This window comes from Vibrio profundum, from assembly GCF_050337555.1.
In the GTDB taxonomy this organism is placed as follows: Bacteria; Pseudomonadota; Gammaproteobacteria; order Enterobacterales; family Vibrionaceae; genus Vibrio; species Vibrio profundum.
In genome coordinates, this window is the sequence record NZ_JAKJTA010000015.1 from 38032 (window position 1) to 60694 (window position 22663).

Consider the following 22663-nt stretch of genomic DNA (forward strand, 5'->3'; position numbering starts at 1 on the left):
TCTTTACCTGACTCTTTAAAACACCAAAAGCCCCAGAGTTGGGGCTTTATTTTGTATAGAAGATGAGCTTGCTCTAGACCAGCTTATTTCCGTAGCGCATTTAACTTAGCTTGCGCCATACCAAAGATGGTATCGGTTGGATAACTTCCTTCTAGGCTAGCTTCGCCGGCGGTAATGCCAGTGAAGATTTCTATCGCTTCCGTAACATGGTCAATCGCCCAAATGTGGAACTCTCCTTTCTCCACGGCTTTCACAACATCGGCCCGCAGCATCAGATTGTGAGTGTTAGAGCGTGGGATCACCACCCCTTGTTCTGGGCTACGCCCTTTAATTTTACATACATCGTAAAAACCTTCGATCTTCTCGTTCACACCACCAATAGGCTGAGACTCACCAAACTGATTCATTGAGCCTGTGATCGCAATATCTTGTCGGTTGGGGTGCTTTGCAAATGCCGATACGACAGCACAGAACTCCGCCATACTAGCACTATCACCGTCAACGCCGCCGTAAGACTGCTCGAAAGTAATATGAGTCGTCAGAGGTACTCGGGCCGTTTTCCCAAAGACAGACGAGAGGTACGCACTTAAAATCATGACACCTTTGGAGTGAATGCTGCCACCCAAGTCGACGCTACGCTCAATATCAATTACTTCACCATCACCGTATGATGTGGTCGCCGTGATTCGATTTGGCGCACCAAACATATGCTCACTGGTGCTTAATACAGACAGCGCATTGACTTGACCAATAGCATGCCCATCGGTGTGAATCAAAGTGGTACCATTGATGAAGGACTCCATCACTCCATCTTGTAACCGATTAACACGTAATTCTTGGTTTTCCAATGCTTCTTGAACATGGTTAACCCGAATCATATTCGATTTCGCTTGCCGCGCAACATAGTTGGACTCACGCAATAGATTCGCGATATTTGCAGAATGAAGTGATAACTTGCCTCGATCTCCGGCTATCCTTGAACTGTACTCGATGATACGAGCGAGTGCTTTTTTATCGCAATGCAACATATTGTTGTCATTCACGATACTCGAAATAAAACGCGCATATTGAAGCTCAGAATCCGACGTGCGCTTCATTTCATCTTCAAAGTCCGCCGTGACTTTAAAGAGATCACTAAACTCCGGATCATAATGTTGTAGAAGCTGATAAGTTCTATAATCACCAAATAAGATAATCTTCACGTCCAGTGGGATAGCTTCAGGATCGAGAGACACCGCTCCTGTTAACGTCAGTTCCTTTTCTAAGGACGTAAAACTGAGTTGACGAGAGCGTAGCGCTCGTTTCAAACCGTCCCAAACGTAAGGCTGCTCAAGTACTTTCACCGCGTCCATCAAAAGCACGCCACCGTTGGCTTTGTGCAGACTTCCCGGACGAATAAGTGAGAAGTCGGTAAACACCGTACCCTTGAACGTGGCAGTTTCAATATAACCAAACAAGCTGTGGTAATTTGGGTTCTCTTCAATAACGACCGGAAATTCGCTTTTTTCTCGGCTAACCAGCACGTTTACTTTGTATCGGCGAGGCAGTTTTTTATCCAAAGAAGCCGTCGCAATTTCACCTTGCTCTCCCCCTTCCTCAAGGAAAATATCGGCGTTTTCCACGATATCCGTCTGCAATTCACTCAGATGAGATTTGATGTCTGGATACGATGAGTAATCCGTTTTCAAACGTTTAATAAAGTGCGTAATGACATCCAGTGTGACTTCATTGTTGAGCTTAGTAATCTTTTCGCTATACGCTTCTTCCCACTCAGTCAGCTGACGCACCATGCTACGCAAGGTAATTTCCAACTCATCAATGGTCGTGCCGAAATAATCTTGCTCTTTATCTGATAAAGCGTCGAAGCTTTCTTCGGTATGCTGCTCTTCACCATTCATAGCGATAAACTGATAATCGCCTTGAGAAGTCAGCGTTAAGTTGATGCCTTTTTCCTTAGCATCTTTGCTAATAAGATCCAGCTCTGCTTGCTGCTTACCTGCCAACTCATTTTTAAGCTTATCGGCGCGAGTGAAGTACATTTCGTTGTCAAATGCCAACGGGATAGCGCTCACAAGCTTAGTCATCATTTTTTCGATGTCTTGCTTGAGTTTGGTCCCAACCCCAATCGGCAGTTTCAATACTTTCGGGGTACGTGTGTCGTCAAAGTTCGCCACGTAACACCAATCATATAGCGCCTTGTCATCATGCTGATGGCGGTTCAGATAACGCAAAATCATGGTGCGCTTGCCTAGACCATTCTGGCCAACGGCATAGATGTTATAGCCCTTTTCCTTGATGGACATTGCGAATTCAACCGCTTTCTGCGCCCGCTCTTGACCGACAATCTCATCAATTGGAGCCAGTTCTTTGGTCGATTTACACGGCAGCTTTTCTAGTCCTGCTGCATGATAAAGTTGCTCAAAACTTAGTCTTTGTATCGCCATTTCCCACCTCCACTGCTATCTATAGATGTTCCTTCTCATCCAGTGTATCCATTAACTCGTATTATTTAAGTGACTTACGACGAAATCACGGCCAAGCGAGCAAATAAACAACGATCTTGCTGCATCCGTTTTGAATAACGACTAAATTTGACTCATTCACTAGCAATAAACTGTTCCGGAAAGGGAAAAATCATGGTAATAAGCTGCGATTACCTCATCATTGGCGGCGGGATCGTCGGTATATCCACAGCTTGGCAACTGAAACAGCGCTGTCCCGATGCCCACGTCGTTCTTGTTGAAAAAGAATCGCAAATAGGTTGGCACCAAACTGGGCACAATAGTGGTGTCATTCACGCTGGGGTTTATTACACACCTGGCAGTTTAAAAGCTCAGTTATGTAAACGCGGCAGCCAACAAATGCATAAGTTTTGCCAGCAACACGCCGTTCCCATCAACAACTGCGGAAAACTTATCGTTGCGACCAATCCCCATGAACTGAAACGAATGCAGGCGCTGTATCAGCGCTGCCTAGATAATGGTATTGAAGTTGCGTTGTTAGATGAGAAAGAACTTAAAACACTAGAGCCTAATATCACGGGGCTCGGCGCTATTCATGTGTTTGGAACGAGTATTGTTAACTTCACTCAGGTTGCGCAAGTGATGGCGAAAGAATTTGCCAGACTCGGCGGAATCCTTCATCTAAATACCAAAGTCATTTCCCTTGAAGAAACTGAACTGCACATACAAGTGCAGTGTCAAGGTGAGCAAGAAGAACAATCCTACCATGCTAGGAAATTAATAAGCTGCGCCGGACTGATGGCAGATAGAGTGGCTAAAATGCTATCGCTAAACATCAATTGCCAAATCATTCCTTATAGGGGTGAGTATTATAAGCTAGCCGATGAGAAACGTGATCTAGTGAAACACCTTATTTATCCCGTTCCCGATCCCACGCTACCGTTTTTAGGCGTTCACCTGACTAAGATGATTGATGGTTCTACGACTGTCGGACCGAATGCTGTTCAAGGATGGAAAAGAGAAGGCTATCAAAAAGTGAACATTGATTTGAATGATTGTAGAGAAATGTTCTCTTTTCCCGGATTTTGGAAAGCCAACGCACAATACCTAATCGCTGGTCTCACAGAACTTAAAAACTCACTATGGAAACCTAGCTACTTGGCTCAAGTGCGAAAATATTGTCCATCGATCAAGCTTGAGGATCTACAAGCCTATCCTGCTGGGATTCGAGCGCAGGCAGTGCTTTACGATGGTACCCTAGTCAGCGATTTTTTGTTTGCCGAAAGCCAACGCAGTTTGCATGTCATCAATGCGCCTTCACCAGCCGCCACGTCGTCTATCGCCATTGGAGAGTATATTTGCCAACAAATTTCCGCGACAAAATAACGTCCGCACTACATTTAACTGTGGTCTGATTCAGACCACACAGCAAACTCATTACCACTGGGCTCAGTGAAATGAAATCGGCATCCACCCGGAAACTCAAATATAGGTCGAACAATAACACCACCCGCATTAACCACCTTGGCTAAGGTTGCCTGAATGTCCATGCTATAGAAAACCAACAATGCTGCACCGTTTGAAGTTTGGCTGCACAAGTCGGATTGAAAAAAGCCACCATCGAGACCTTGATTTGAGAAGGCGCTATATTCCGGTCCATAGTCAACGAACTGCCAGTCGAACGCTGAACAAAAAAACGACTTCGTTGCCTCTAGGTTGCGAGCCGGAAACTCAACATAGTTTAGTTTTTCTTCACGCCGCATTCACGCCTCCACTAATCTTCATATAAACAATTGGTTACGGTAAGTTTCACCATATTTCTTTTACCGATCACATCTTCGTCTACCTTATCATGATACTACTAGTCTAGAGCTGATTTGCACTCACTTCCTATCCTATATCCTAATATCAATCCCCTCCGGAGAATAAATGACCAGCCAAGCACTACCAGCCGAGTATCACGCATTACAGCAAGAGCTACTCACTCACATCGACGCAACACGCATTTTCACAGCCCCCGAGCAACGATTAGCTTATGGTACTGATGCGAGTTTCTATCGATTGATCCCGGTACTCGTGTTGCGCTTGAATACTCTTGAGGAAGTCATATTCACTATCCGTTGCTGTAAGAAACACCAACTGCCGTTTACGTTCCGAGCGGCAGGAACCAGCTTATCTGGGCAAGCATTGTCTGATTCCGTTCTCATCACGCTTTCCGATGACTGGCGCCAACATAAGATTATCGACCATGGAGAGAAAATAGCACTTCAACCTGGAGTGATCGGCGCGCATGCTAATCAATACTTAGCACCATATCGACGCAAGATTGGCCCAGACCCTGCTTCCATTGACAGCTGTAAAATAGGCGGGATTACCGCAAACAATTCCAGTGGTATGTGCTGTGGTACAGCGCAAAACAGCTACCACACGGTTGAGAGTATGAAAGTTGTTCTCAACGATGGAACACAGCTAGATACAAACAGCGAAGCCAGCATCGCTAGTTTTCAGTTAGCCAGACCTGATTTAGTTGAAGGAATCTGGCAGCTTCACCAGCAAACCATCGGTAATACTGCGCTCACTCAAAAAATCCAACACAAGTATCGGCTGAAAAACACGACGGGATATGCGCTCAATGCTCTAATCGATTATCAAGACCCGATTAAAATTATTGAGCATTTAATGATTGGCTCGGAGGGCACGCTCGGATTTATCGCCGAAGTGACCTACAATACCGTACCGGATTACACCCATAAAGCATCAGCATTGCTAGTGTTTGCCAATATAGAGCAAGCAAGCTTAGCAGTGACGGCGCTCGCACAAACTAGGGTTACCGCTGTCGAGTTAATGGACGGGCGGTCGCTACAATCGGTTTCGGAAAAAACCGGCATGCCATCATTTATTCGCAACCTTGATATGGAAGCCTGCGCTTTACTGCTAGAAGTACACGCCGAAGACTCAGCGCAACTCGAAGATAAATGCCATAAAATCCTCAACACAATTACACCATTTTCACTCGTGGAATCCGTACCGTTTACCTCTGAACTCTCTGCCAGCGCAAAACTTTGGGGTATCCGAAAAGGCCTATTTCCAGCGGTGGGGGCAATACGTGACGTGGGAACCACTGTCATTATCGAAGACATTGCCTTCCCTGTTGAACACCTTGCTGAAGGCGTTCGTGATTTACAGGCCTTATTTACTCAATTCAATTATCACGAAGCGATTATTTTTGGCCACGCCCTAGAAGGTAATTTGCACTTCGTTTTCACGCAAAGCTTTGAACAAACGAGCGAGGTTGAGCGATATCAACAATTAATGGAAAAGGTCTGTGAGTTAGTCGCGGTTAAATATCAAGGCTCTCTAAAGGCTGAACATGGCACCGGACGAAATATGGCGCCATTCGTTGAGCTTGAATGGGGAAAGGACGCCTACCTATTGATGCAGAAAATCAAAAAATTGTTCGATCCCGATGCCCTGATAAATCCGGGGGTCATCATCAATAGCGATGCCAAAGCCTACATTAAGAATTTGAAGCCTATGCCGGCGGCCGATCCACTCGTTGATCCCTGTATAGAATGTGGCTTCTGTGAACCAGTCTGCCCTTCCCGCACTCTGTCATTAACGCCAAGACAGCGCATTGTCTTATATCGAGAGTTGGAAAGCCTCCGTCGTCAGGGGGCAAGTGAAGAATTACAAGCACTACAAAAAGCCTATGAATATCAAGGTATCAATACCTGCGCAGCGACCGGACTCTGCGCCGATAGATGCCCAGTTGGGATTAATACGGGAAATTTGGTGAAAAAGCTTAGGCAAACCAAATATCAAAAGATGATCCCGATTGCCCAATGGAGTGCAGACCATTTTTCTACCTGTGAAAAAGTAATGAAAGCGGGCTTGAAGATTAATCGAGTTCTCAACCGTTTAATTGGCGACAAAACGATGAGCTGCCTCTCCAAAGGGGCACGCGCTATCACTAAAGGCAGAAGCCCACACTGGTTAGCTGAGCTCCCACAATCAAACTGCCACTCGGCCGCAGCTCCCGTTCGGCATTCAAACTCAAAAAATAAAAAAGTCGTCTACCTGCCATCTTGCGCCAGCAGGGCTATGGGTGCATCTTCCCAAGACACTGATCAACGCTCACTTACCGAGGTGACATTGTCACTACTTGGTAAGGCGGGATTCGAGCCTATCATTCCAGCGACTGTGAGTGAGCTCTGCTGTGGCATGCCGTACGATAGCAAAGGAATGACAAACATAGCAGATAGTAAACTACTGCAACTAGAAACGGCGCTGTGGGAAGCGTCAAAGCAAGGAACCTACCCTGTGTTATTCGACACCAGCCCATGCACTCATCGAGCCCGAAATCAAATAGCCAGTTCAATGCAGGTGTTTGAGCCAAGTGAATTTGTCGACAAGTTTTTGCTCGAACACTTATCCATTACACCCAAACGAGAGACCATCATGTTGCATGTTACTTGCAGCGCAAGAAAAATGGGACTAGAGCAAAGCATGGTGTCACTGGCTAAACGCTGCGCGGAGAAAGTCGTTGTCCCCGAGCATATCCAATGTTGTGGCTGGGCAGGCGACAAAGGCTTTACTACGCCGGAATTAAATCAATCGGCACTTCAATGCCTCAAACAACAAGTCCCTGCAGGTTGTACTAAAGGATTTAGTAATAGCCGCACCTGCGAAATCGGTCTGTCTCACCATAGCGGAATAACTTATCAGTCCATCTTGTATTTGGTCGATCAAACTTGCGAATAAACGACGTTATTCTCAAATGTTTGAACCCAGAATGAGGCTAAATAGCTGGTAAATTATCATTCGAGTTTATCTTCTCCTAACTAATCAGTTTACGCAGGGCTAAGCTCACTGAGTAAACTGATTAGCTTCAATTTTTCCTTTCCTGCAGCAAATTTTGCATCATCGTCAGATTGAACAATACTTAACAGACTTTATTCTCTTGCGGAGAAAGCATGAAAAAAGGTCGATATTCGTTAAGTATCCACATCACTAGCCTTTTTTTAGTGTTGACCACTTTGATCGGTGTGATACTTATCGCCATAAGCTATCGATACTCCCAAGATTTACTTGCCAATAGTGTCAATGAGTTAAGTCACGAAAACAGTCAAAAATTAGAATCAGCATTCCGCCAGAAAGCCGCCGCATTATTCACCACCTTAGATTTCATTGCGCTGAGCCCAGTCATCGAGAACAAGCAACTACCGGCCAAAAACAAACGTTGGTTGGCGACAATCGATCTAGTTTTCAAACGAAACCCGAGTTTATCCGCACTGTTCTATGCCAAACCCAGTGGTGAGATGGTTTTAATGCGACCACTACGCAGCGATGCCGAAAGAAAACACTTTTCCGCTCCCAACAATGCTTCTTTACTACTCACTCGCAGTAAAGTTCCAAAAGGAAAAAAACTTGGGTTAGGCGAACAGTTTTTTTTTGATTCTAACTTCAAGAGAATCGGATACAAAAAATCAAATGATAGCCAATATGACCCTAGAACTCGTCCTTGGTATGCCAATAGTAAACAAGATGGTGAGATTCATTTAACAGAACCCTACCCCTTCTATTACCTCAATACCAACGGCATAACTCTGTCTAAACGTTCCACAAATGGAAAAATTGTCGTCGGCGCTGATTTTACTCTATCGGCACTATCAAAACAGATAGCCATCATCGGCTATTCGCCACGTTCAAAAGTTGCCTTGTTTGATAAATCTTTTCAATTGTTGGCGCACCACCAACTCGCCGTCGATCTGTCACATTCGCCAAGTCAAATTGAGTCATCATTAGAACGGAGTATCTTTAAATCCGTACTAAATAGAAATAGCAGGCAGTCTTTGTATGAACATGTGCGTCGAAATGGAATCGAATGGTCTGTCTCTCTGACACCAGTCAAACTAGGTAACAATGTTCGACTGTTGCTAGCGGAAGCTACGCCGCAAGAGGATCTGCTTACCAACCTGCTGATGATGAGAAACAATCAAGTCACGGTGGCTCTCTCAATTCTGGCGCTCTATTGCATTGTCGTTTGGGTTGTCGCTAATCGTATTGCGGCTCCCCTACAAACTTTGGTGAAATTTACCGACAACATCGCCCGCTTTGATTTTCAAAAGACTCGCTATCCGAGAAGCCGTATCAAAGAAGTCGCGGATCTCACAAGTTCTATTGAATTGATGGAGCACACGCTGCACGATCTCCTTCGCCTGCTCAGAGAAACCGCCAGCAATCAAGATTTCTCGTTATTGGCGAAGACCATCGCTCGTCAGAGCTATTTAGTGACTAAAGCAGAAACCATTATGCTTTACAGCTACGATACCCAAGAGAAACTCTTCTCCGTAGCCGCGAATCATTCTGTAATCCCGTTTAAGATAGACATCAATGAATTGCTTTCTAGCACCGCGTGGAGCACCGCAGAACTTAGCCAAGGTGAAGTCATACACTTTCACAAAACCGATAATGCTCTGTCTCCCTATAGCGACATCTTATACAACTCAGATTTGTACCTGTTCCCATTACTCAACAAACAAGGGCAGCTCGTTGGCGTACTTACACTCGGATATGAGCGCGCGATATCTGATGTTCAGCAAGATAAACACGCCTTTTTAAAAGAACTATTGAGTTTTGCTGAAATCGCCAAAGAAAACATCGATCAGATGCAGCAACAAAAACAAATGCTCAAAGCGTTCATTGAGCTGATTGCTTCGGCCATTGATACAAAATCGCCCTACACGGGCAGCCACTGCCAGCGTATTCCTGAGCTAACCAAGATGCTCACCCAAGCAACGCAAGATGATGACTTGCACTTCCCTCAGTTTGGTATGTCGAGCCAGCAATGGGAAACACTACACCTTGCATCTTGGTTACATGATTGCGGCAAAGTCACTACCCCCGAATACGTGATTGATAAAGCGACCAAACTCGAAACGATTTATGACCGGATTCACGAGATTAGAATGCGTTTTGAGCTGATAAAAATGCAAGAACAGCGCAACTATTGGAAAGCCATTGCGGAAGGAGCAGATAAGGACCAATTAGATGACGAATTAGTTTGCAAATTGCAGCAACTCGATGATGAATTCGTCTTTATCGCCGAATGCAACATGGGCGATAGACCTATGACGGACGAGGACATCAGCAAGCTGGAACAAATAAGCGAACGCACATGGACACGCACTCTCGATGACCAAATAGGTATTTCGTGGATTGAAAAAGCTCGGGCCGGAGAAACAAGCTCACTTCCAAGCCAAGAACGCCTGCTGGATGATAAAACGACACATCAAGTACCGTGGCCTCAAGACATGGCGCCACAAGATATCTGGAACGAGGAGTTTACTCTTAAGCCGGGTGAAGTGAAGTACGACCGCGGCGAACTATATAACCTGTCAATAAGAAGGGGAACACTCAATGCGGAAGAGCGCTTTATCATCAATGATCACATCATCCAAACCATTACGATGCTCAAACTCTTACCCTACCCAGAGCATCTTAAGAATGTCCCAGAAATTGCAGGAAGTCATCACGAGCGAATGGATGGTAAAGGCTACCCACGAGCGTTAACGGGGGAGCAATTATCCATTCCTGCACGAATAATGGCAATCGCTGACGTGTTTGAGGCGCTGACTTCCAATGATCGACCGTATAAAAAAGCCAAATCACTTACTGAATCAATAGAGATCATGACCCATATGGCGACATCTGGCCATATTGACCCCAAACTCTACCTCATCTTCTTAGAACAAGAAGTCGATCAAGACTACGCAGAAATGTTTCTAGATCCAGAGCAAATGTCTGAGATAGACAGAGAAGGTCATATCCATAAAGTTAAGGAATACATTAAGAAAAAATGGAGTTAAGGGGCTAGCTGACGGGCTAATAGCCAAGAATCACATGATAAGTCATATAAAAAGACCCGCTAATAACCATTAGTACGAACATACCCAGCAGGCTGGCCATAATCTTATTTTTCACGATATCATCTCTCATATCAAGGACATACATAAAGACAACAAGTGAATCATTCACCTCAACTGCTGTCTCACAACTTCAAGTGCGCCAAGGATAACGAACAAAGAGAACGCTGTATAGTTTTCTGTCGTCACGGTTTATCCAAAAGCGGTCCTCGTCTATTGCTGGTGTTCTCTGCCAGACGCTGCCTCTTCGTTACTTCCCTGCAGCGTTATATCAAGCTGCCAACCGTTCACTTTTTCTTCTTCACATTGTAAATGACACATCAAACATTTACATTGAGAAAACACCCCAAAATAAGCCTCCAAAATATCAAAATAACTAGAATAAAATCAATGATATTACTTCGACATCAGTATAAAAAATCACAGTCGAAAACAGACATTATTTAATCGATTGCTTCGTTAGCTATTGATGTATGTCAAATTGTCGTAGACAATAACCATTATGTTGGAAGTGATCCGTATCACGATAGTAAACTTTAGTACTAATCGGTTTAAACTCATAGTTTAAACCGATTAGTTTAATAGGCGATTTCCAATACCGAAATTTTTTCGCGCTGATACAGTTAGCGCACCAGTAATCGCACTCAAAGGAAAGATGATGGTAATACCCGAAAACAGCAGCGTCGTAATATTCGGTGCCTCTGGCGATTTGACTTACCGCAAGTTGATCCCTGCCTTGTACCACCTTTACGCCAGTAATCAGCTGCCAAAATCTTTTGCTATTTTAGGCGTAAGCCGCACAGAATATAGTGACGGCTCATACCGAGAGAAGCTCAAACACTCTTTGCAAGAAATGGAAGATACCGAGCCTGCGACGTTAGATGCATTTGTCGAACATCTGCATTATCAAGCTATTAACACTTCTGACGTCGATGACTACAAACGATTAGCGGATCGCCTCGATGAAATCTCTGCTCAATATCAGTTTGAATCACGTAATACCCTCTTCTATCTTGCGACTCCTCCTAGCCTCTATAGCGTTATTCCACAAAGCCTTGCAGCACACGGCCTCAATGATGAGTCTAACGGTTGGAAACGCCTGATCGTTGAAAAACCATTTGGCTACGATCTCGAGTCAGCGCGCTCACTGGATAAATCCATCCATGAGCACTTTGAAGAGCATCAAATTTACCGCATCGACCATTATTTAGGTAAAGAGACGGTACAAAACCTATTGGTATTCCGCTTTTCCAACGCCATGTTCGAACCACTGTGGAATCGCAACTACATCGAATATATCGAGATCACGGGTGCAGAGCACTTAGGTGTTGAAGGACGCGGTGGCTATTACGATGGTTCGGGCGCGGTGCGCGACATGTTCCAAAACCACCTACTACAAGTGTTAGCGATGGTCGGTATGGAGCCACCAGCGCAAATTAACGCTGATTCCATGCGAGATGAAGTAGTAAAAGTTCTTCAATGTCTAAAACCACTAGAAGAAGGTGACCTACGTAATAACCTAGTATTAGGTCAATACACTGGTTCAGATGTACGAGGCAATTTTCTTCCGGGCTATCGTGAAGAGTCAGGGGTTGCTGATGACTCACGTACCGAGACCTATGTTGGTGTAAAAGCCTACATTAATAACTGGCGCTGGAATGGTGTACCATTTTATGTGCGCACTGGTAAACGCTTGCCAACTCGTGTCACAGAGATCGTGATTCACTTCAAGCGAACACCTCATCCAGTGTTTGGTATTGATGCACCTGAAAACAAATTGATCATCCGTATTCAGCCAGACGAAGGCATCCAGATGAGCTTTGGTTTAAAAGAACCAGGTGCTGGCTTCAACGCCAAAGAAGTGAAAATGAACTTCCACTACGATTCACTTAAAGAAACTCAAATGCTTACCGCGTACGAACGTTTATTGCATGATGCGCTAAATGGCGACGCAACCCTATTTGCACGTAGCGATGCCGTTGAAGCTTGTTGGAAATACGTTCAGCCTATCCTTGATTTCAAACAAGACCCACAATCACTGTTTGGCTACGCGTGTGGTACTTGGGGGCCAAAAGAGTCTGACCAACTACTACAACGAGATGGCCGTGAGTGGCGCTTCCCTTGTAAAAACCTAACTGACACGGATTACTGCGAACTATGATCAATCATAAGATTTTTGATACGCCTCAACAGGTCGTCGACACGTTAGCTAATAACTTAAAAGCCCTGAGTGAACTTGGCCAAGCTGTCCACATTTCTTTATCAGGTGGCAGCACGCCAAAAATGTTGTTTAAGCGCCTAGCAGAGCAAGATTTCGCAAACTCTATCCAATGGCAGAATCTTCACTTTTGGTGGGGCGATGAGCGTTGTGTAGCTCCCGATGACAGTGAAAGCAACTATGGTGAAGCCAACACTCTGTTGTTTAGCAAAGTCGCTATCCCTGCAGACAATATTCACCGTATACTAGGTGAAAAAGAGCCAAACGGCGAAGCCGAGCGCTTTGCAAAAGAAATGGCAGACGTTATTCCGTGCGAGCATGGTGTTCCTGTGTTCGATTGGATCTTACTTGGCGTCGGTGCTGACGGCCACACGGCCTCTCTATTCCCAAGTCACACAAACTACGATGATGAACGTTTAGCGATTGTAGCTTCTCATCCAGAGTCAGGACAAGTTCGCGTTTCAAAATCGGCGAAAACTCTGGCGGCAGCAAAACGTATTAGCTACCTCGTTCTCGGTGCTGGTAAAGCGGACATCGTACAAGAAATTCATACTACTCCCGCCGCTGATCTTCCTTACCCAGCAGCAAAAGTTCACTCGACAAACGGTGAAACTGAGTGGTACCTAGATTTACACGCAGCAAGTAAAATTGCCTAGAAATTTAATGGAGAAAACAATGAAAGGTGATATCGGTGTTATTGGCCTAGCGGTAATGGGTCAAAACCTTATCCTAAATATGAATGACCACGGCTTTAAAGTGGTTGCCCATAACCGTACTGCTGCTAAAGTAGACGAGTTTCTAGAGGGACCAGCAAAAGACACCAACATTGTTGGCGCATACTCTCTAGAAGAGCTAGTTGAAAAACTAGAAACACCTCGTAAAGTGATGCTAATGGTTCGCGCTGGCTCTGTTGTTGATGCATTCATCGACAACTTAGTTCCTCTTCTCGACAAAGGCGACATCATCATCGATGGTGGTAACACTAACTACCCAGACACTAACCGTCGTGTTGCTGAACTTAAAGAAAAAGGCATCCACTTCATCGGTACTGGCGTATCTGGTGGTGAAGAAGGCGCACGTTTCGGACCATCAATCATGCCAGGCGGTTCTCCTGAAGCATGGCCTGCTGTAAAGCCAATTTTCCAAGCGATCTCTGCAAAAACTGACGCTGGCGAGCCTTGTTGTGACTGGGTTGGTAACGATGGCGCTGGCCACTTCGTGAAAATGGTTCACAACGGTATTGAATACGGCGACATGCAGCTTATCACTGAAGCTTACCAATTCATGAAAGATGGCTTGGGCATGACAGCAGACGAGATGCAAAAAGTCTTCACTGATTGGAACGAGACTGAGCTAAACAGCTACCTTGTTGAAATTACTGCTGATATTTTGGGCTACAAAGACGAAGATGGCGAACCACTTGTTGAAAAAATCCTAGATACCGCTGGCCAAAAAGGCACAGGTAAATGGACTGGCATCAACGCACTAGATTTGGGTATCCCGCTAACGCTTATCTCTGAATCTGTATTCTCTCGCTGCCTATCTGCACTTAAAGATCAACGTGTTGCGGCTGAGAAACTGTTCGGTAAAACCATCACTCCAGTTGAAGGCGACAAGCAAGAGTGGGTTGATGCACTGCGTCAGGCTCTATTAGCTTCTAAGATCATTTCTTACGCACAAGGCTTTATGCTGATGCGTGAAGCGTCAAACGAAAACGGCTGGGATCTGAACTACGGTAACGTTGCGCTAATGTGGCGTGGTGGCTGTATCATCCGTTCTGCATTCCTAAGCAACATCCGTGATGCATACGAAACAGATCCAGAGCTAGCATTCCTTTGTTCAGATGTGTACTTCAAAGGTATCTTAGACAACTGTCTTGCTGCATGGCGTAAAGTGGCTGCGAAGTCACTTGAGACAGGCATCCCAATGCCATGTACTACATCAGCGCTAACCTTCCTAGATGGTTACACTACTGCTCGTCTACCAGCTAACTTGCTGCAAGCTCAACGCGACTACTTCGGTGCACATACTTACGAACGTATCGACCGTGAGCGTGGTGAGTTCTTCCACACTAACTGGACTGGTACCGGCGGCGATACCGCTTCTACGACTTACGACGTGTAACAATATGCCTCAATAAGTCACGAACGTAAAAAGGGCCAGAGATTACTCTGGCCCTTTTTTTATCCATTTTATTTGACCTATTTTACTTGCGTTCAGAATGACAAAAGGCGTATCAAACGATACGCCTTTTACCTCGTTACTCAATCGTGAGTTCGCGAATCAGCTTATTGTAAAAACAGCTGAACAAAAAACGAGGAACTAAATTTTTATCCGTATGAATCCATCCATGTTATATGCAAGGCGATAGATTCCCTCCCTGCAAGTCGGCTAAATTGCCTTACCCCTTAACTATGGCTCAATTGATAGAAAACTCAAGGTAAGCACCGAATATATACATGAAATTGACACGAGTGGGCTGCCCACCCTGCCCACCATGCGACATCTCTATTCTTCAATTCCGCCTTGAGGAGTTAAGCCTATGATGAATCGAGCGCGAGCCATACTGTGCCTATGTTTTTCCATTAACGAAATAACGACTTACCATAAGTGAAAATCAAATTTCCAACTTTGCCTCTGTCGCAGAAAAAAATCGGCAGTATAATCGTCATCTCCATTTTTATATCTGCTATAAGGCCCCTGCTACAATGACCAAAAGAGAGAAGTTAATGCAATCCCTGCTCGCCCGCGTACCTAAAGACACGGTGAACCAGTTTCTCTCTAAGGAAAAAACGCCGCTGTCCGTCATGTTAATGGCGCTCATAGTGGGTATTATGGCAGGTTTGATCGGCACAGCCTTTGAGTTAGCCGTTCATTTTATCGCAGATACGCGTACCGACTGGTTACGTACCAAACTGCACCACGTTGTCCCTCTATGGCTAGCGGCCTTTGTCATTAGTGCCTTATTAGCACTGGTTGGCTATTATCTTGTCCATAAATTCGCGCCGGAAGCGGCAGGCTCTGGGATCCCTGAAATTGAAGGTGCAATGGACGGCATTCGCCCAATGCGCTGGTGGCGTGTTATTCCCGTTAAATTTTTGGGTGGTTTAGGTACTCTAGGCGCTGGTATGGTACTTGGCCGAGAGGGCCCGACGGTGCAGATGGGTGGCGCAATTGGCAGAATGGTCACCGACCTTTTCAACATTAAGTGTGAAGACACGCGTCACTCATTACTCGCAGCAGGCGCTGCGGGTGGTCTAGCCGCAGCATTTAACGCGCCGTTAGCCGGTATCATGTTTGTGGTTGAAGAGATGCGACCTCAGTTTCGCTATTCTTTAATTTCTATCCGTACCGTCATTATCTCCTCGATGGCAGCAACTATTGTTTATCGAGCGATCAATGGTCAACATGCTGTTATTGATTTACCCCAATACCATGCGCCGGGTCTCAGCTCGTTGTGGTTGTTCCTACTTCTTGGTGCTTTCTTCGGTGCATTTGGTGTCATCTTCAACCGCCTAGTCACCCTGTTTCAAGACATGTTTGCCCGCATCCATAAGAATGGTCGACCACGCTTCCTGTTCGTAGGCGCAATGCTAGGTGGATTTTTTGGCATAACTCTAATGTATGCTCCGCAACTTGCAGGCGACGGTACTGAGCTCATCCGACAGATTACCAGTGGTAGCTTCGCGTCATCGGCTTTATTGCTTATCTTCATTGGTCGCATCGTGACCACTATGTTGTGTTTTGGCTCTGGTGCACCGGGCGGTATCTTTGCTCCTATGCTGGCACTGGGTACCTTGTTTGGCTACGCATTTGGCTTAACCGCGCAGCACATGTTGCCAGGGTTAGATATCTCTCCGGGTATGTTTGCTATTGCGGGCATGGGTGCGTTATTCGCAGCTACTGTTCGAGCACCAATTACCGGTATTTTGCTCGTGATTGAAATGACCAATAACTACTACTTAATTTTGCCACTAGTGACCACTTGTTTAGGCGCGGTCATTTTTGCACAGTGGCTAGGCGGAAAACCTATCTACAGCCAATTGTTGCACCGCACACTAAAGGCGGAAAAGCTACATAAGGAAGAATATTCCTAATTCCGTATCTGCTACCCAGTTTAACTGGGTAGCAAAAGGGCAGGCGACCTCCTGCCCTTTTTCGTTTCTGTAAATACTCGCCTCTTCATTGCCGAAACAACGTCGCCTTCAAGCACCCAATGTTAAATTATGCTGAATTACCTAACGCAAAGAAGAACGATCCAACCTAATCACTCGATTGACGACTTTGACACATTTCCATTGAATGCTTCATCAACTCAAGGGCTGTTTGAGTACATTCTGGCAACTTCGCATCACTTTGGGCTAACGGCGCAACTCTTTCACCCCACTTAATCACCCCAGCCCCCCAAGTTAGACCTGCGCCAAAAGCCGCAGTTAACATGGTGCTATTCGGTTGTACTTTACCCTGCTCTACTGCTTCACACAATGCAATCGGTACCGTTGCCGCTGAGGTATTACCGTAATTCTGAATATTGACGAATGCTTTATCACGATCTATCCCTGCAGTATCACAAAGAGTTTGGATGATGCGAATATTTGCCTGATGTGGAATCACAATATCGATATCGTCCGTTGAAAGCTGAGCATTTGATAACACGTGATGAGCTGCCGCCCCCATGCCTTTCACTGCACGCTTAAAGATTTCTTTGCCGACAAAATCGAATTCCCAAAAACCATTATCGGGAGAGAATCGATCCATCGCTGTGCCTAGATTACTAACGGCCAATATATCTCGCCCTTCGGCATCACACCCAATCTTACACTGCTGCAAACCAACTTGTTGATCCGTTTCAGACAGCACCACTGCCCCCGCTCCATCACCAAAAAGAACGGCGGTATCACGCTTACTCCAATCGATATAGAAAGAGAGGCGCTCAGCACCAATCACCAAAATGTGACGATAACTCCCTGCTTGTATCAAACGAGTCGCGGTTTCTAAGCCGTAAAGAAAACCTGTACAAGCCGCATTGAGATCAAAGGCCGCCGCACTATGAATCGACAAATTCTGGGCAACTTTTGACGCCACATTAGGTAATTGCGAGTCCGCAGAACACGTCGCAACAATAATCATCTCGATATCTTCGGCATTGAGACCCGCACATGCAATTGCATTTTGGGCTGCGACCGTGGCTAGCTCAGAAGTATTAACATGGCTTATCCGCCTTTTCTCAATTCCTGTTCGAGAATGAATCCACTCATGAGTCGTATCGATAACGGAGCTGAGCTCTTGATTTGAAAGTACCGCCGGTGGAAGACACTTACCCCAGCCAGTAATTTCTGCATAACGATTAAACATTAGATTCCTTTCACCCCAATGATTTTCAATAAGTTTAGTATACGACCCTTCGAAGACAGACCACCAAGTTGATGTCATTTTTGAGATTTCAAACGCCGCAACCGAATACGTAAACGATTAAATGAATATAGATCTAACTCTCACAAAGAAATATAAGTACAAAAATCGAACAGCAATAATGATTGAATATTTTTACTTGGAAAAATAACAAATATTTATTTACTCATAATAATTAAATATACAAAAACATTGTCATCTCCTTATTTAAGTAACGAAGTCGTAACTAACAACCCAGATAATAAATAATTCTATTAATTACAACAGCTTACTCATAGAAACTGTGATATCAAACCAAGATTGATCTATATCAAACTTTAGCCACCAATATAGGCGCAAACTATAAGCATGAGTTAAGGAATTGACACAGACACATAAATGGAGGTTATGCGGAATAAGTGAATAAATGCTCACAAGAGTTGAGCAAGATATAAGTAGTGAGATCTATTTTGAAAAGCACATACAAAGCACTTCATCATATAGCACAGCCATTCCCTAGGCCTATCCTACTGAGAAACTTTCACTTTGTTGGTTACTCATTATCTATGACACTAATCGACTACGGCTACCATAAGAGCTCAAAGCTCTTATTCACCAAAGGTGGCCTCCCTTAAGTCTGCATTACCTTCTGTCAGAAATATTGATTTAAATATTTATCAAACAGCAATAAAAACATACAACATCATTCAATGGCTTTATTGCTTTTATACAAGCTTTATAAATTACGAGGCAACACCATGACCAATACTGGTAATAAACATCTAGCCCTAATACTTCATGAATCTACTGAAGAAGGCGTGGTAAAAAACTCACTAAATAGATTAATCAACGAGTTAAAAGAAGAAGGCACAGAAATAATTGTTGCGACTTCCTTCGATGACTGTTATTCAATTTTAAACGCAAATACCGCCGTTGATAGCCTATTACTAACCTCTTCTATGAGCGGCTCTCAAAAAGAAGAAAACCAACGATTTTATACACTAATTAAAAAACTTAAACACCGCCAAGAAAATGTGCCGGTATTCTTGCTCGCTGAAAGAAAGAAAATCACACTCAGCGTCAATAAAGAGCTGATGGAAAATATCGACGAGTTTGCTTGGCTGCTTGAAGATACATCAGACTTTATCGCTGGCCGTATCGTTGCAGCTATGCATCGTTACCGTGAACAGCTTTTGCCTCCATTAGTTAAAGCCATGATGCGCTATGACGATGTGCACGAACACTCATGGGCAGCACCTGGGCACCAAGGCGGTGTTGGCTTCACTAAAACTCCAGCAGGTCGTCGTTTTTACAATCACTACGGTGAAGGTCTACTGCGCAGCGATATGGGTATCGAACGCGGCGCGTTAGGTTCACTGCTTGATCACACTGGCGCGTTTGGCGAAAGTGAGAAATATGCTTCTCGAGTATTTGGTTCTAACTTCTCTTACTCATTAGTAACCGGGACTTCTGGTGCAAACCGCACCATCATGCAAGCGGCGATGAAAGAAGACGACCTCGTAATCTGTGACCGTAACTGCCACAAATCTATCGAACAAGGTTTGATGCTAACGGGTGCTCGTCCAGTGTATATGGTCCCAACGCGCAACCGCTACGGTATTATCGGCCCAATTTACCCAGAACAGATGCAACAAGCGACGTTGCAAAAGACCGCAGCAGAAAGCCCACTGACTAGCTCATATGCAGACCAGCGTCCAGTATATAGTGTGCTGACCAACTGTACTTACGACGGTCTATGTTACAACTCAAAACGCGCTGAAACGATTCTACAAGATAGCTGTGACCGCTTGCACTTTGATGAAGCTTGGTACGGTTACGCGCGCTTTAACCCTATCTATGAAAACCACTATGCTATGCGTGGTGAACCTCAAGATAACTACGATGGCCCAACTGTTTTTGCAACTCACTCAACTCACAAGTTGCTGAATGCATTATCACAAGCATCATGGATGCACGTAAGAAACGGTAAAGGCGCAATTGATCAGCAACGTTTTAGTCAGGCGTACATGATGCATGCCACTACTTCGCCGCTTTACGCTATCAGCGCATCAAACGACATCGCAACTTCTATGATGGACGGCCGAAGTGGTTTGTCACTCACTAATGAAGTTATCCGAGAGGCCGTTGACTTTAGACAGGCAATGGGACGCTTATATAAAGAATGTGATTGGTTCTTCAAACCTTGGAACGCTGAAACCATTACCGATCCTGAAACAGGCGAAGTATACCAATTTGAAGAAGCGCCATCTGAACTACTCGTGAAAAACCAAGACTTCTGGAAAATGCACCCAGAGGACACTTGGCACGGATTTAAAGATATGCCCGCAGACTGGTGTATGCTCGACCCAATCAAGGTAAGCCTTCTTTCTCCAGGTATGGGCGATGACGGCAATATTTTGGACTCAGGTGTACCAGCCTCACTTGTCACTGCATACCTAGGACGCTTTGGTATCGTCCCTACCCGTACCACTGACTTCCAAGTGATGTTCCTGTTCTCTATGGGCATCACTAAAGGTAAGTGGGCGACATTGGTTAACACTTTGCTTAAGTTCAAACAGCATTATGACGCCAACACCCCACTTAGCGATGTGCTACCTAACCTTGTGGAATCGCATCCAGAAGTCTATGCAGAGTTGGGTCTTAAAGACCTTGGCGACAAGATGTTTGCTTATTTGAAAGAACGCGATCCATCTAAACACCTAAACGAAGCATACGAAATGCTGCCAGAAGCGGTAATAACTCCTCGTAAGGCATTCCAAACAATCGTAGATAACAATGTAGAAATGGTGGCATCGACCGAGCTTGTCGGCCGCGTTGCAGCTAACGCTGTCATCCCATATCCACCAGGTATCCCAATGTTAATGTCAGGTGAGAGTTTCGGTGATGAAAACAGCCCGCACATCAAATATCTACAAAGCCTTGAAATTTGGGATAAAGAATTCCCAGGCTTCGAACACGAAACCGAAGGCACCGAAGAAGAAAATGGGGTTTATCACGTGTTGTGTATCAAAGACGTCAACAAAGGTTAATCACTACTTCTGAGTGGAAGACAATGCTTCCACTCTCTCCCACTCAGGTAGAGAGCCCGCATTGCCTTCCACAGAACCAAATTCTTTATTTTTCCGAGGTCAATTTATGACAATTTCCAAAACAGCCAAACAAATCGGCGTGATTGGGGCAACAGGTGTTGTCGCAGGCAATATGATGGGTACGGGCATCGCTCTTCTCCCGTCAAGCCTAGCGAGCATCGGTTCTATTACCATTATCTCATGGATAGTAACGACAATTGGCGCTCTCGCACTGGCTTACGGCTTCTCTGTACTTGGCAGAAAAGATCCGCAAGAAGGTGGTCCAGTTGCCTATTCCAGCGAACTTTCGCCAGCATTAGGTTATCAGTCAGGCCTGCTTTACTTTCATGCTGGTTGGGTCGGTAACCTAGCGATGGCACTCGCTGGTGTTGACTACCTATCCGTTTTTTTCCCAGCATTAACTCAGCCAATTTACGGCGGCATCGCAACAATTGTCGTGATTTGGCTACTATCTATGATGAATTTACTTGGCTCTGCTTGGATGAGTCGCTTAATCACCATCGCCATCGTTGGTATTCTTACCCCAGTGATTCTAACGGGTACTGTCGGCTGGCTAACCTTTAGTCCAGAACTGTTCGTAGCGAACTGGCATACTCAAACTGACGTTTCATCAAGCTCTGCGGTATTATCGGGTGTAATCCTTTGTATATGGGCTTTCTTAGGCGTAGAGAGTGCCTCAGTAAACGCTGGACTAGTTAAAAACCCACGCCGCACGATCCCGCTTGCAACTATGCTAGGTACTGCGATCGCGGCAGTCGTTTACATCGCTTCATCTACTGCTATTTCAGGCATGTTCCCTGCCTCCGTAGTAGCAGCCAGTGGCGCTCCATTCTCATTGGCCCTGTCGCACATTTTTGAAACACTCGCGCCAGCTAGCATCGATGCCGCAACACAACAAACAGCATCTTTATGGATCACTTATATTGTATCCGCGCTAACCGCATTTGCCTGCCTCATATCGTTAGGCACTTGGATCATGATGATTGCGCAAGCAGCATCTCGCTCAGCGAAAGATGGTGTGTTACCTAAAGTATTCAGTGAGGTCAATGAGAAAGACATCCCAGTGAAAGGGATCTTTATTCAGGCTGTCCTTTCCACTGTGCTGATGGCAATAGTTTGTATCGTTGGCGTTATTTCAAACAAAAGCAGCCAAGATATGTTCGGCATGATAGCTTCAGTCACTGTTTTGTTCTCTGTCTTCCCATATTTCTATTCAATGATTCAGTGGATAAAAATAGAACGCATGACAGCCAAAACTCTGAAACAAGCTATTTTCCCTATCGCGATGGCCGTGATTGCAATAGCTTGGTGTTTTACCGCTTTAACTGGCGCAAGCTTTGCCATACTGATTACCTCAGTGCTGCTCGTCAACGCTATGTTCATCTTGTATGTGGGCAAAGACCGTACTGAACTAGAAGAAAAAGTAGCAGAACTTCGCAGCCACCTTGATACAAGCGCGTAAAAAATACCCGCCCAGCCCGCGAGGCTGGGCAACGATACCCAAGGAAGGACCTCAGCGGCGGACGATATGTATCGTCGCTTATTCCCGACAGCTCC

12 protein-coding genes are annotated in these 22663 nt (G+C 45.1%); 9 read left to right on the forward strand and 3 right to left on the reverse strand.

Annotation, left to right across the window (positions count from 1 at the left end):
- Positions 1–83 precede the first annotated feature (83 nt).
- On the reverse strand, positions 84–2444 hold the full coding sequence (locus tag L4C34_RS14935; RefSeq protein WP_428790146.1) for a Lon protease family protein: 2361 nt from the start codon (positions 2442–2444) through the stop codon (positions 84–86).
- A 198-nt stretch (positions 2445–2642) separates the two neighbouring features.
- Here L4C34_RS14935 and lhgO point away from each other — a divergent pair, with 198 nt between their 5' ends.
- A complete protein-coding gene (gene lhgO / locus L4C34_RS14940; RefSeq protein ID WP_428790181.1) occupies positions 2643–3848 on the forward strand; it encodes an L-2-hydroxyglutarate oxidase in 1206 nt (401 codons plus the stop codon).
- 14 nt (positions 3849–3862) lie between these two features.
- Here lhgO and L4C34_RS14945 read toward each other — a convergent pair whose 3' ends face one another.
- Positions 3863–4225 carry a VOC family protein gene (locus L4C34_RS14945; protein WP_428790147.1) on the reverse strand — a complete coding sequence of 121 codons (363 nt, stop codon included), beginning with the start codon at positions 4223–4225 and terminating at the stop codon, positions 3863–3865.
- Positions 4226–4391: 166 nt separating this feature from the next.
- Here L4C34_RS14945 and L4C34_RS14950 point away from each other — a divergent pair, with 166 nt between their 5' ends.
- From L4C34_RS14950 to clcA, 6 genes are all read left to right on the forward strand, one after another.
- Positions 4392–7223: an FAD-binding and (Fe-S)-binding domain-containing protein gene (locus L4C34_RS14950; RefSeq protein WP_428790148.1), complete on the forward strand. Its 2832-nt coding sequence runs from the start codon at positions 4392–4394 to the stop codon at positions 7221–7223.
- Between the two features lie 212 nt (positions 7224–7435).
- Positions 7436–10330, forward strand: a complete 2895-nt coding sequence (locus L4C34_RS14955) for an HD domain-containing phosphohydrolase (protein ID WP_428790149.1) — start codon at positions 7436–7438, stop codon at positions 10328–10330.
- 715 nt (positions 10331–11045) lie between these two features.
- Positions 11046–12548 carry a glucose-6-phosphate dehydrogenase gene (zwf, locus tag L4C34_RS14960; protein WP_428790150.1) on the forward strand — a complete coding sequence of 501 codons (1503 nt, stop codon included), beginning with the start codon at positions 11046–11048 and terminating at the stop codon, positions 12546–12548.
- On the forward strand, positions 12545–13261 hold the full coding sequence (gene pgl / locus L4C34_RS14965; RefSeq protein ID WP_428790151.1) for a 6-phosphogluconolactonase: 717 nt from the start codon (positions 12545–12547) through the stop codon (positions 13259–13261). The genes zwf and pgl overlap by 4 nt, the downstream gene beginning before the upstream one ends.
- Before the next feature lie 19 nt (positions 13262–13280).
- On the forward strand, positions 13281–14729 hold the full coding sequence (gene gnd, locus L4C34_RS14970) for a decarboxylating NADP(+)-dependent phosphogluconate dehydrogenase (RefSeq protein WP_428790152.1): 1449 nt from the start codon (positions 13281–13283) through the stop codon (positions 14727–14729).
- Positions 14730–15313: 584 nt separating this feature from the next.
- Entirely contained in the window at positions 15314–16702 is a 1389-nt protein-coding gene (gene clcA / locus L4C34_RS14975) for a H(+)/Cl(-) exchange transporter ClcA (protein WP_428790153.1), read from the forward strand.
- A gap of 166 nt (positions 16703–16868) precedes the next feature.
- Here the strand turns inward: clcA and L4C34_RS14980 are convergent, their stop codons facing one another.
- Positions 16869–17960, reverse strand: coding sequence for a ketoacyl-ACP synthase III (locus L4C34_RS14980; RefSeq protein WP_428790154.1), 1092 nt, complete (start codon positions 17958–17960; stop codon positions 16869–16871).
- Between the two features lie 794 nt (positions 17961–18754).
- On the opposite strand from L4C34_RS14980, the gene adiA reads away from it, so the two are divergent.
- Positions 18755–21046 carry an arginine decarboxylase gene (gene adiA, locus L4C34_RS14985; RefSeq protein WP_428790155.1) on the forward strand — a complete coding sequence of 764 codons (2292 nt, stop codon included), beginning with the start codon at positions 18755–18757 and terminating at the stop codon, positions 21044–21046.
- Between the two features lie 106 nt (positions 21047–21152).
- Positions 21153–22568 (forward strand): amino acid permease, encoded by a 1416-nt coding sequence (locus L4C34_RS14990; RefSeq protein WP_428790156.1) that lies wholly within the window; start codon positions 21153–21155, stop codon positions 22566–22568.
- Positions 22569–22663 lie beyond the last annotated feature (95 nt).

What these genes read in the sequence shown, in the direction of transcription:
- pgl (WP_428790151.1), top strand. Translation starts at nt 12,545, where the DNA reads ATGATCAATCATAAGATTTTTGATACGCCTCAACAGGTCGTCGACACG.
- zwf (WP_428790150.1), top strand. Translation starts at nt 11,046, where the DNA reads ATGGTAATACCCGAAAACAGCAGCGTCGTAATATTCGGTGCCTCTGGC.
- L4C34_RS14935 (WP_428790146.1), bottom strand. Translation starts at nt 2,444, where the DNA reads ATGGCGATACAAAGACTAAGTTTTGAGCAACTTTATCATGCAGCAGGA.
- adiA (WP_428790155.1), top strand. Translation starts at nt 18,755, where the DNA reads ATGACCAATACTGGTAATAAACATCTAGCCCTAATACTTCATGAATCT.
- L4C34_RS14955 (WP_428790149.1), top strand. Translation starts at nt 7,436, where the DNA reads ATGAAAAAAGGTCGATATTCGTTAAGTATCCACATCACTAGCCTTTTT.
- gnd (WP_428790152.1), top strand. Translation starts at nt 13,281, where the DNA reads ATGAAAGGTGATATCGGTGTTATTGGCCTAGCGGTAATGGGTCAAAAC.
- L4C34_RS14950 (WP_428790148.1), top strand. Translation starts at nt 4,392, where the DNA reads ATGACCAGCCAAGCACTACCAGCCGAGTATCACGCATTACAGCAAGAG.
- clcA (WP_428790153.1), top strand. Translation starts at nt 15,314, where the DNA reads ATGACCAAAAGAGAGAAGTTAATGCAATCCCTGCTCGCCCGCGTACCT.
- L4C34_RS14990 (WP_428790156.1), top strand. Translation starts at nt 21,153, where the DNA reads ATGACAATTTCCAAAACAGCCAAACAAATCGGCGTGATTGGGGCAACA.
- L4C34_RS14980 (WP_428790154.1), bottom strand. Translation starts at nt 17,960, where the DNA reads ATGTTTAATCGTTATGCAGAAATTACTGGCTGGGGTAAGTGTCTTCCA.
- L4C34_RS14945 (WP_428790147.1), bottom strand. Translation starts at nt 4,225, where the DNA reads ATGCGGCGTGAAGAAAAACTAAACTATGTTGAGTTTCCGGCTCGCAAC.